Below are 10,746 nucleotides of genomic sequence, written 5' to 3' on the forward strand. Positions count from 1 at the left end.
AGATCTGTATAAGAGACAGCGCGCGGGCTCTTCGGCCGTGCGCACCGGCACGGCGGTGACGGCCGGGGCGGAGAGGACCGGGTCGACGACGAGCCGGTCGACACCCAGGGGCTCCGTGAGGGAGCGCAGGGCCGGTTCGGCGAGCCTGATCGAGGGCTGGCCGGCGCCGAGGGTCGCGGTCAGCAGGTCGAGGCCGGTGAAGCCGACGGCGGTGCGCTCGCCCAGCGGAGTACGGAACATCCGCAGCGCGGGGCCGGCGGCTTCCGGCCGGACGGGCACGTACAGAAGCACGGCCCGGGTCTGTTCGTCGGGGTCGGGGTCGTCGTCGTACGAGAAGAGGCACATGAGGTTTCCTCCGGGTGGAGCCACGGTCGGCCGCCCTGCGGCCGCATGACGTCGAAGCTATGCCCGTCCCGGTGCCGGAAGCCCTCCCGCCTTACGCGATGTTGACGGGCATCGCCCGGTTCATACGCATCGCTGACGCTCACCTCCCCCGGCCCGCCCTTCAATGGAATTCCGGAACAGGACGAGGCAGGAGGCCGGACAGTGCGGCAGAGAATCGTGGTCGGCGTGAGTGGCTCCCCGGGGAGCCTGGCAGCCCTGCACCGGGCCACCGCCGAGGCGCGGGAACGCAACGCGGACCTGTACGCCGTGCTGGCCTGGCAACTGCCCGGCGGAGGTCTGGGCGGCCGTGCCACCTACGGCACCGCCGCGCTCCGGGAGCACCGGGAAGCCGCTGTCGAGGACCTGCGCACCATTCTTGACGGCGCGTTCGCCGTCAGGAGGCCGGGCGTCGCCCTGTCCGGGCTCGCCGTGCGGGGCGAGCCCGGAGCGGTTCTCGTCGAGGCGGCCGAGTCGGCCGACGGCCTCCTGGTCGTGGGCGCGGGCTCACGCGGCAGATGGCTGCCCGCCCTGCGCCCGTCGGTGGCGCGGTACTGCCTGGCGCACGCGGCCTGCCCCGTTCTCGCGGTCCCCCCGAACCCGCTCGAAGCCGAGCTGGTCGCCGTACTGGGCAACAACTGGAGCCTGCCGCCCGGGGCGTAGGGAAAGCCCAGGCCGTAGGGAACGCCCCGCCCGTGAGGAACCGTCCGGGCCGTGGCGCGACCGCTCCGTGGGCGCCCGTACGTCAGCCCCGGCCGCGGGCCCGTCGTGACATCACCGCGCGCAGGACCCGGCGGCCCTCCGTGGACAGGTCCAGCGCCTTGCGGAGTCCGGCGCCGCTGCCCGCCGTGCCGGTGGTCTCCGCCAGGATCTCCAGGATGCGGACCTGCCGTTCCAGCTCCCCGGCGACCAGCGGCCCCACGGCGGCCGGTTCACCGCTGCGGGCCGCCTTGAGCAGCTGCTCCTCGTCCGACGGCGTCTCCCCGTCCGGGGCGTCGAGCCGCCCGTGGATCCGCAGGGCGACCAGCGAACAGGCGTCCGCCCACTCCCGCAGCGGTACGGCGTCGAAGTCGGAGGGGGCGGCGCCCAGCATGGCCCGCACGAGTGCGGCCGGGCCGTCGGTGACGGACTCGTGCTCCATCCCCGTCCGCACCGCCGCGAGCCGGATGGCCCAATCCTGTCCGTTCTCGCAGCTCGCCCAGAGCGGGCGCAGCGGCTCCGTCTCCGGCCCGGCGAGCAGCGGCAGGCACCGGTCCAGGCAGGCCAGCGCCCCGGCGGCCAGTGCGCGCTCGTCGGCTCGTTCGATCAGTTCCAGCAGACTCATCGACGTCTCCCTCGGTCTACCGGATACTGCGCCGAATGGCTGGAAATCGTCACTATGGGGCGGCGGACTCCGGGGCCGTCCGCTCCGCGGCGGTCGCGGACTGCCGGATACCGGCCCGCTCCACCTGCATCCGGGTCACCGCGCGCACGAAGAGGACGGCGAGCACCGCGGCCACGAGGTCCAGCGCGTCGGCGGCCGCGACGAGGGCCGCCGCGTCGGAGATCTGCTCCGGCTCCCGGGCCCGGTTCCACTGGCTCACGGCGATCCGGGAGACGAGGAGGGAGACGATCCAGCCGCCCCACCACAGGTTCAGCACCGTTCTGGGAACCGTGCGCCACCCGCCATCGGGGTGGAGCGTGACGCTCGCCTCCCAGATGCCGCTCGCGACGCGGTAGGGGAACCAGAGGTTGGCGACCGGGACGAACCAGCCGCCCACCGCCCAGCCCGGACCCATCCGCTGCACGCCGGACTCGAAGACCTCGGCGTTCCGGCGGGTCCGGTGGAACCAGATGATGAAGAGGACTCCGGTGGCCAGGAACGCCGCCGTCTGGACCGTTCCGGCGAGGTCGTACAGCTCCTGCGCCCGCAGGCCGGGCCCGGAGTAGATGTCGAGGGACTCGTCCGCCGCAAGCCCCTCCCACAGGCCGCGCAGGTGGAGACCGGCGCCGATGACGAACAGGTCGCTCGCGATGACGCAGCCCAGCAGGGCGACCACCGCCCGCGACAGGCCGACCGGCGAACGCGGCCAGGTGCCGGCGCCCCAGCCTCCGGGCACGGGTCCGGAAAGGGGTGCGGCTCCGGGGACCGGGGCCTTCGCGCCGTCGGGCGGCGGGGGCCGGGTGCCCGAGCAGAAGGTGCACAGCCCGTCGTCGGTCACGGCCGTTCTGATACGACAACGGGTGCAGAGCATGGACATGGAGAAGTCCCCCCCAAGGACGGGCCGGCGGCGTGTGACCTCACGTCCCTCCCCAGGAGCGCGCGGTCGGCGGACCGTAGCCCGTGGACAACGTCGCTGTCCACGGGCCACGGTCCGCCGCCGGGGAACGCCCCCGGCCTCACCCCGCGCTGCCGGTCCGCTCCGCCAGCTCCTGGAACCGCGCCCAGCTCAGCGCCGGTTTCCGCGGATCCCACAGCTTCTGCGAGGTCGCCACCAGCGGCATCCTGATGCCGTCCGCCACCTGCTGGGTGGTCTGCGCGTTCGGCAGGTCGCCCCAGACGGCGAACCGGCCGCCGAGGATCTGCTTCGAGTAGCGCTCCGCCACGGGTTCGGTGCCGCGCAGGACCAGCGGGGTCCACTGCTCGTAGATCCGCTCGCCGGTCGGGTAGACGAACTCGTTGGGCTCGCCGAGCACGTAGTAGAGGAACTCGTCGTTGAGGTTCAGCATCTTGTAGCCCGCGGCGAGGTACTCCTGCGGCGGGCGGGCGCCGATCTCCTTGCCGGTCCAGTACTCGATCTCGATGTTCTCGTCGGCCTTGACCTTCGTGTCCCGGAAGAGCCCGTCGTTCCAGGCCTTGGCGGTGCGGCCCTTCGGGACGACGACGTCGGCGCGGTCGTTCAGCCAGCCGGTCGCCAGGTCCTCGATGGTGGCCCCGGAGCCGTACTTCTGCTCCGCCGCGCGCTGGAGCTGCGGATAGGACGCGGCCGGGTTCTGGACGGTCAGTGCCTGGTACTCGTCCGCGCCCAGGTGCCAGAAGCGGCCCGGGAACAGCTCGGTGTACTCGTCGAGGAGTTCGTCGATCAGCTTGGCCGCGCCCGGCTTCGAGATGTCGATGGAGCCCTTGGACTCCACACCGGCGGTGTTGCGCAGCTGGAGGTCGGGGTGGGCGGCCAGCACCGCGCCGAGGTGTCCGGGCGAGTCGATCTCGGGGACGACCTCGATGTGCCGGCTGTTGGCGAGGGCGACGATGCGGCGGACCTCGTCCTGGGTGAGGGCCTCGTCGGAGACCACCTCGGGGTGCGACTTCGACTCGATCCGGAAGGCCTGGTCGTCGGAGAAGTGCAGGCCGAGCTGGTTGAGCTTGAGGTCGCCCATCTCCCGTATGCGGTCCTCTATCCACTCCGCGCTGTAGTGCTTGCGCGCGATGTCGAGGTTGAGTCCGCGCTGCGGCCGGTCCGGCCGGTCGTTGACGACGCCCTCGGGGAGCGTGCTGTCCGCCTCGACCGACTGCTTCAGGGTGCGGGTGCCGTAGAAGACCCCCGACTCGTCGGGGCCGGTGATCTTCACCTTCCGGTCGCGCACGGTGAGCGTGTACGACTCGGCGGGACCCGCGTCCTTGTCGCCGAGCGCCAGTTCGACGTCTCCCGTCCGCGCCTGCTCGGCGCCCCGGTAGCTGATCTTCAGCTCCTTGGCGAGCAGCTCCGCCTCGTCGGCGAGCACCTGGCTGCCCTTGGCTATGACGACGGTGCTGCCCTTGCCCGGCTGCCAGCCGGGCCCCCGGGCCGGGGTGTGCTCGCGCACCGCGGGGATCGTGCTCGGTGTGCTGGACATCGGGTAGCTGCGGGAGGGCGACGGGGCGACGGCCTCGGCGGAGGTGCCGGAGGGCGACGCGGTGTCGCCGGACGATCCGCTGCCGGACCCCTCCGGCCAGACGACGACGGTGAGGGCGACGGCGGCCGCGGCCGTGACAGCCGCGCCGGTGACGAGGGCACCACGCGTGGGCGACATCGGGCAGATTCCTCCGTTGAGGGGGCAGGAGCGGGCGAAAAGAGTGAAGAGCCGATGAAACGAGTGAATAGGGTGCAAGGTTGGCATTTTTGCCGGGGCCTCGCCCATCGGGAGCTCCGGGGGATCGAACAGAACCCCGATCGACGCAGGTCAGACGTCCATCACGCGTTCCGAAACTCTCCCGTTCGGGTGATTTCTCCGCAGTCCGCCGGACGGCCGCCGACCGATCTCGCTAGCGTTGCGGCACATTCGTCTCTCCCTTCACTCCCGCCCCCGCGGAACTCACTCCCACGCCGGGCAACCTCGGTACGTCCTGATCTGTCTTCCAGAGGCAGAAGGTTCCTTTCGGGGCCACGGAGTCATAGCTGTCGTTGATACGAGGAGCCCACGCTGTCCAGGTCCAGCGAGTCCCCCGCCGGCCTGCCGAAGCGATCCGCGCCACCGGCCGGCCGTCCGGCCGTGCCCGCGCAGCCGCACCAGCCGGTTCCGGCCGGCGGCCCGGAAGACCCAAGAGGCCCGGAAGGCCCAAGAGGTCCGGGTGGTGCGGAAGGCCCCGGAGCGCCGCCCGCCGTCGCACCGACGGTCGATCATGCCGTCGGCCTGGCCCATTTCAACAACCTGCCCTTCGCCGCCGCCGAGGCGGCGTTCCTGGAGTGCTGCGGCAGTCTCCGCTGGGCCCACCGGATGGCCGCCCACCGCCCCTACCCGGATCTCGGCGCTCTACTGGCCGCGTCCGACGAGGCCGGCTACGACCTCCCGCCCCGGGACATCGCGGAGGCCCTGGCCTCGGAGCCGGCCCCCTGCCTGCACGACGACGCACCCCGCGCCGCCCATCTGGCGCTGCGGGCCGCGCACGCGGCGTACGAGAGCCGGTTCGGCCACGCCTTCGTGATCTGCCTGGACGCCCACCAGCCCTCCCAGCACGTGGACCAGGTGCTGGCCGGAATCCGGGTCCGGCTGGCGCACGACACGGACGAGGAGCGGGCCGTGACCGCCGAGGAACTGCGGCGACTCGCCCGGAGCCGGATCGTCGAACTGCTGGCGGCGGACCCGCGGCGGCAGGGGGCGCTCTAGCCCGTACGTGCCTGTTTGATTGCCACTTTGATCACACGGGAGGCCCCGGCGCGAACGAACCGACAATGCGTCGCTACGATGGCCAGGGCCGGTGGACCGTACCCGGCCGGGTCAGACCGACAGTCAAGCCGGCCGACCCCAATCCCCGCTCCCGGAGGGTTCTTCCGTGCCGGCTGGAACGCTGTACCGCGGCCGGGAAGGCATGTGGTCCTGGGTGGCTCATCGAGTCACCGGTGTCCTCATTTTCTTCTTCCTGTTCGTACATGTCCTGGACACCGCTCTTGTCCGCGTCTCGCCCGAGGCCTACGACGAAGTCGTGGCCACGTACAAGACGCCGATCGTCGCGCTCCTCGAATACGGCCTCGTGGCCGCGATTCTCTTCCACGCGCTGAACGGTCTCCGGATCATCGCCGTGGACTTCTGGGCCAAGGGCCCGCGACTCCAGAAGCAGATGCTCTGGACCGTGGTGGGCATCTGGATCGTGCTGATGGTCGGGGCCCTGTACCCCGTCCTCGGTCACGCCGTACGCGACGTCTTCGGGAGCTGAGGCCCATGTCCAGCGAGACTTCTTCCGCAGCCGCGATCGGCGACGTCGAAGGCGTGAGCCTGTACGACGTCGACCACCCGGCCCCGGTGATCGAGCCCCCGCGCAAGCGGACGGGCAAGACGCCCAAGGCATCGCGCACCAATTTCGAGATGTACGCCTGGCTCTTCATGCGCCTGTCGGGCATCGTCCTGACCGTCCTCGTCATCGGCCACCTGCTGATCCAGCTGGTGCTCGACGGCGGCGTCTCCAAGATCGGCTTCGCCTTCGTGGCGGGCCGCTGGGCCTCGCCGTTCTGGCAGGTCTGGGACCTGACGATGCTGTGGCTCGCCATGCTCCACGGCGCCAACGGTCTCCGTACGGTCATCAACGACTACGCCGAACGGGACAACACCCGCTTCTGGCTGAAGATGCTCCTGTACACCGCCACGGTGTTCACCGTCCTGCTGGGCACGCTGGTGATCTTCACCTTCGACCCGAACATCCGCTAGGCGCCGGGACAGAGGGACCAGAGGGAAACCATGCAGATCCACAAGTACGACACCGTCATCGTCGGCGCCGGCGGCGCTGGCATGCGCGCGGCCATCGAGTCGACCAAGCGCAGCCGTACCGCCGTGCTGACGAAGCTCTACCCCACCCGCTCCCACACGGGCGCGGCGCAGGGCGGCATGGCCGCCGCGCTCGCCAACGTGGAGGAGGACAACTGGGAGTGGCACACCTTCGACACGGTCAAGGGCGGCGACTACCTGGTCGACCAGGACGCCGCCGAGATCCTGGCGAAGGAGGCCATCGACGCCGTCCTCGACCTGGAGAAGATGGGCCTGCCGTTCAACCGGACGCCCGAGGGCCGCATCGACCAGCGCCGCTTCGGCGGTCACACCCGCAGCCACGGTGAGGCCCCGGTCCGCCGGTCCTGCTACGCCGCGGACCGCACGGGTCACATGATCCTCCAGACGCTGTACCAGAACTGCGTCAAGGAGGGCGTGGAGTTCTTCAACGAGTTCTACGTCCTGGACCAGCTGATCACCGAGGTCGACGGGGTCAAGAAGTCCTCCGGCGTCGTCGCGTACGAGCTGGCGACCGGCGAGATCCACGTCTTCCAGGCGAAGTCGGTCATCTACGCCTCCGGCGGCACCGGCAAGTTCTTCAAGGTGACGTCGAACGCCCACACCCTGACCGGTGACGGCCAGGCCGCCTGCTACCGGCGCGGCCTGCCGCTGGAGGACATGGAGTTCTTCCAGTTCCACCCGACGGGCATCTGGCGCATGGGCATCCTGCTGACGGAGGGCGCCCGCGGTGAGGGCGGCATCCTCCGCAACAAGGACGGCGAGCGCTTCATGGAGAAGTACGCGCCGGTCATGAAGGACCTCGCGTCCCGTGACGTCGTCTCGCGCTCCATCTACACGGAGATCCGTGAGGGCCGCGGATGCGGTCCGGCCGGCGACCACGTGTACCTGGACCTGACGCACCTGCCGCCGGAGCAGCTGGACGCCAAGCTCCCGGACATCACCGAGTTCGCGCGGACCTACCTCGGCATCGAGCCCTACACGGACCCGATCCCGATCCAGCCGACCGCGCACTACGCCATGGGCGGCATCCCGACCAACGTCGAGGGCGAGGTGCTGGCCGACAACACCACCGTCGTCCCGGGCCTGTACGCCGCCGGCGAGGTCGCCTGTGTCTCGGTGCACGGCGCCAACCGCCTGGGCACCAACTCGCTGCTCGACATCAACGTCTTCGGCAAGCGCTCGGGCATCGCCGCCGCCGAGTACGCGACGAAGACCGACTTCGTCGAGCTGCCCGAGAACCCCGCCCAGCTGGTCGCCGACCAGGTCGAGCGGCTGCGCAACTCCACCGGCACCGAGCGCGTCGCGACGCTGCGCCTGGAGCTCCAGGAGTGCATGGACGCCAACGTGATGGTGTTCCGCACCGAGCAGACGATCAAGACGGCGGTCGACAAGATCGCCGAGCTGCGCGAGCGGTACCTCAACGTGTCCATCCAGGACAAGGGCAAGCGGTTCAACACCGACCTGCTGGAGGCCGTCGAGCTGGGCAACCTGCTCGACCTGGCCGAGGTCATGGCGGTCTCCGCGCTCGCCCGCAAGGAGTCCCGCGGCGGTCACTACCGCGAGGACTACCCGAACCGCGACGACGTCAACTTCATGCGCCACACCATGGCGTACCGCGAGGTGGCCGCCGACGGCGCCGAGTCGATCCGGCTCGACTACAAGCCGGTCGTGACGACCCGCTACCAGCCGATGGAGCGTAAGTACTGATGGCTACCCCGACCCTGGACAAGACCGACGGGACCGCGAAGCCCGAGGCCGGCTTCGCCGACTCCCCGTTCATCACCGCCACGTTCCGGATCCGCCGCTTCAACCCGGAGGTCTCCGACGAGGTCCAGTGGCAGGACTTCCAGATCGAGATCGACCCGAAGGAGCGTGTCCTCGACGCCCTTCACAAGATCAAGTGGGAGCTCGACGGAACCCTCACGTTCCGCCGTTCCTGCGCGCACGGCATCTGTGGCTCCGACGCGATGCGGATCAACGGCAAGAACAGGCTCGCCTGCAAGACGCTGATCAAGGACATCAACCCGGACAAGCCGATCACGGTCGAGGCCATCAAGGGCCTCACGGTCCTCAAGGACCTCGTGGTCGACATGGACCCGTTCTTCCAGGCGTTCCGCGACGTCATGCCCTTCCTCGTCACCAAGGGGAACGAGCCGACCCGCGAGCGCCTGCAGTCCGCCGAGGACCGCGAGCGGTTCGACGACACCACCAAGTGCATCCTGTGCGCCGCGTGCACGTCCTCGTGCCCGGTGTTCTGGAACGACGGCCAGTACTTCGGCCCGGCGGCGATCGTCGCCGCGCACCGCTTCATCTTCGACTCGCGCGACGAGGCCGGCGAGCAGCGTCTGGAGATCCTCAACGACCGTGACGGTGTGTGGCGTTGCCGCACCACGTTCAACTGCACGGACGCCTGCCCGCGTGGCATCGAGGTCACCAAGGCGATCCAGGAGGTGAAGCGCGCGCTCATCACGCGTCGCTTCTGACCTTCCCGTACCACCTGTTACGTCGACGGGCCCCGTCCCCGCAGCCTCACCGCTGCCGGGGCGGGGCCTGTTGCTGCGCCGGGGCCGCCCGGGCGGTACGGTTCAGCGGAGCTGAAGACCGAAAGAGAACGGGGATCGTCGTGAGCGAGCCGAATCCGTACGCGGACGACGCGTACAAGTGGGGCCCGCCCCAGCAGCCGGGCCACCAGCCGACCGTCGCCGACGGACAGGCGTACGGGTACCCAGCCCCCGGCGCCCCGCCCGCGTACGGCTATCCGCAGCCGCTGCCGGAGTCCGCGACCCAGCCCGGCCCCGGTTACGGGTACCCCCAGCACGGCCGGCCGACGATGCCCGGCCAGTACCTCCCGGTGCCCCAGGGAGCGCCCGGCCAGGGCGGTGTCCCGATGCTGTCGATCGGCGACATCACGGTGATGAGCGACGCGATCGTCACCCCGTCCGGGGCGATGCCGCTCAAGGGCGCGGTCTGGACGGCCACGGACATGTCGCGCACGGAGGAGAAGATCCCGACGCACGCGGTCGTGCTGGCGATCATCTTCGCGCTGTTCTGCCTGATCGGCCTGCTGTTCCTGCTGATGAAGGAGAAGCGGACCACCGGCTTCATCCAGGTCACGGTGACCAGCGGCGGCCGGCACCACTCGACGATGATCCCGGCCATGGGCCCGTACACCTTCCCCGCGGTCATGGGCCAGCTCAACCAGGCCCGCTCCATGAGCGCCTGACGCCCGGGGCGCGCTGACCCACCTCTCCCAGGACCCCTTCTTGAACATGTTCAAGAAGGGGTCTATCGTCATGCCCGAAAGCATTTTTGAACGCGTTCAAGGGAGGGTGGGGCGTGGACCTCACTGTGGTCGCGTACGTCATCTATCTGCTCATCACCGTGGCGCTCACCGTCTGGGTCGCGCGCACGCTCAGCCGTAACGGGCGGATCTTCCTCGCCGACGTGCTGCACGGGAACGAGAAGCTCACCGACGCCGTCAACCACCTGTTGGTGGTCGGCTTCTACCTGGTCAACCTCGGGTTCGTCACGCTCTACCTGAGATACGCCGACGGGGTCGCCAACGCCCGCGAGCTGTTCGAGGCCCTCTCGGTGAAGGTGGGCGTGGTGCTGCTGGTGCTCGGCGTCATGCACCTGGGCAATGTGTGGGTGCTCAGCCGCATCCGCCGCCGCAGCGCCCTGGAGCGCGAGCAGACCCCGCCCGTGCCGCCGGGGGCCTGGACGCCCCCGGGCGACCGGGGTCCGTGGGCCGCGCCCGCGCCGGGGCGGTGAGCCCGGTGACCGGAACGGCGCCCGCGGCCTCGCCGGGACCGGCCGGGTACACCGCCGCCAGGCCCGCGCCCGTACGCCGGCTCACCGTGCTCTACGACGCGCACTGTCCGCTCTGCGTCCACCTGCGGCACTGGCTCCAACGGCAGCGCCAGCTCGTCCCGCTGGACCTGGTACCGGCCGGATCGGCCGAGGCACGGAGGCGGTTCCCGGAGCTGGACCACACCGCGACGCTGGCGGAGATCACCGTCGTCGGCGACCTGGGACAGGTCTACCGGGAGACCTCCGCCTGGATCGTCTGCCTGTGGGCGCTGGCCAGATACCGCTCCAGGGCCCACTGGCTGACCACCCCGGCGGGGCGGCCCTTCGCCCGGGGCACCGTCCTGGCCGCGGCCCGCTACCGCTGTCTCTTATACACCT

At 70.4% G+C, this 10,746-nt stretch carries 13 protein-coding genes; 9 read left to right on the plus strand and 4 right to left on the minus strand.

Features of this window, described 5'->3' with window-relative positions; all coding sequences use genetic code 11:
* Positions 1-345, minus strand: a 345-nt coding sequence (locus HET64_RS30890; protein WP_215110452.1) for an SAV_915 family protein, incomplete at its 3' end; no start/stop codon positions are given.
* Positions 346-546: 201 nt separating this feature from the next.
* Here HET64_RS30890 and HET64_RS30895 point away from each other — a divergent pair.
* Entirely contained in the window at positions 547-1,044 is a 498-nt protein-coding gene (locus tag HET64_RS30895; RefSeq protein ID WP_215110453.1) for a universal stress protein, read from the plus strand.
* An 82-nt stretch (positions 1,045-1,126) separates the two neighbouring features.
* Here the strand turns inward: HET64_RS30895 and HET64_RS30900 are convergent, their stop codons facing one another.
* From HET64_RS30900 to HET64_RS30910, 3 genes are all read right to left on the minus strand, one after another.
* A complete protein-coding gene (locus HET64_RS30900; RefSeq protein WP_215110454.1) occupies positions 1,127-1,705 on the minus strand; it encodes a hypothetical protein in 579 nt (192 codons plus the stop codon).
* A 52-nt stretch (positions 1,706-1,757) separates the two neighbouring features.
* Positions 1,758-2,582 (minus strand): DUF4328 domain-containing protein, encoded by an 825-nt coding sequence (locus tag HET64_RS30905; RefSeq protein WP_374105591.1) that lies wholly within the window; start codon positions 2,580-2,582, stop codon positions 1,758-1,760.
* A gap of 178 nt (positions 2,583-2,760) precedes the next feature.
* Positions 2,761-4,371: a glycoside hydrolase family 20 protein gene (locus HET64_RS30910; RefSeq protein WP_215110455.1), complete on the minus strand. Its 1,611-nt coding sequence runs from the start codon at positions 4,369-4,371 to the stop codon at positions 2,761-2,763.
* A gap of 459 nt (positions 4,372-4,830) precedes the next feature.
* Here HET64_RS30910 and HET64_RS30915 point away from each other — a divergent pair, with 459 nt between their 5' ends.
* The 8 genes from HET64_RS30915 to HET64_RS30950 all read left to right on the plus strand — a co-directional run.
* A complete protein-coding gene (locus HET64_RS30915) occupies positions 4,831-5,445 on the plus strand; it encodes a 2-oxo-4-hydroxy-4-carboxy-5-ureidoimidazoline decarboxylase (RefSeq protein ID WP_215110456.1) in 615 nt (204 codons plus the stop codon).
* 166 nt (positions 5,446-5,611) lie between these two features.
* The gene (gene sdhC, locus HET64_RS30920) at positions 5,612-5,992 is read left to right on the plus strand and encodes a succinate dehydrogenase, cytochrome b556 subunit (RefSeq protein WP_097868837.1); all 381 of its coding nucleotides are present in this window, start codon (positions 5,612-5,614) and stop codon (positions 5,990-5,992) included.
* A gap of 5 nt (positions 5,993-5,997) precedes the next feature.
* Positions 5,998-6,480, plus strand: a complete 483-nt coding sequence (locus HET64_RS30925; RefSeq protein WP_215110457.1) for a succinate dehydrogenase hydrophobic membrane anchor subunit — start codon at positions 5,998-6,000, stop codon at positions 6,478-6,480.
* A 30-nt stretch (positions 6,481-6,510) separates the two neighbouring features.
* Positions 6,511-8,265, plus strand: a complete 1,755-nt coding sequence (sdhA, locus tag HET64_RS30930; protein ID WP_215110458.1) for a succinate dehydrogenase flavoprotein subunit — start codon at positions 6,511-6,513, stop codon at positions 8,263-8,265.
* The gene (locus tag HET64_RS30935) at positions 8,265-9,041 is read left to right on the plus strand and encodes a succinate dehydrogenase iron-sulfur subunit (protein ID WP_215110459.1); all 777 of its coding nucleotides are present in this window, start codon (positions 8,265-8,267) and stop codon (positions 9,039-9,041) included. The genes sdhA and HET64_RS30935 overlap by 1 nt, the downstream gene beginning before the upstream one ends.
* Before the next feature lie 140 nt (positions 9,042-9,181).
* Positions 9,182-9,781, plus strand: a complete 600-nt coding sequence (locus tag HET64_RS30940) for a hypothetical protein (RefSeq protein ID WP_215110460.1) — start codon at positions 9,182-9,184, stop codon at positions 9,779-9,781.
* Between the two features lie 113 nt (positions 9,782-9,894).
* Positions 9,895-10,329, plus strand: coding sequence for a hypothetical protein (locus HET64_RS30945; RefSeq protein WP_215110461.1), 435 nt, complete (start codon positions 9,895-9,897; stop codon positions 10,327-10,329).
* Positions 10,302-10,746 (plus strand): DCC1-like thiol-disulfide oxidoreductase family protein (locus HET64_RS30950; RefSeq protein WP_215110462.1); only part of this gene is annotated, 445 nt, incomplete at its 3' end. The genes HET64_RS30945 and HET64_RS30950, both read left to right, overlap by 28 nt.

Source organism: Streptomyces sp. McG3 (assembly GCF_018619185.1).
Taxonomy (GTDB): domain Bacteria; phylum Actinomycetota; class Actinomycetes; order Streptomycetales; family Streptomycetaceae; genus Streptomyces.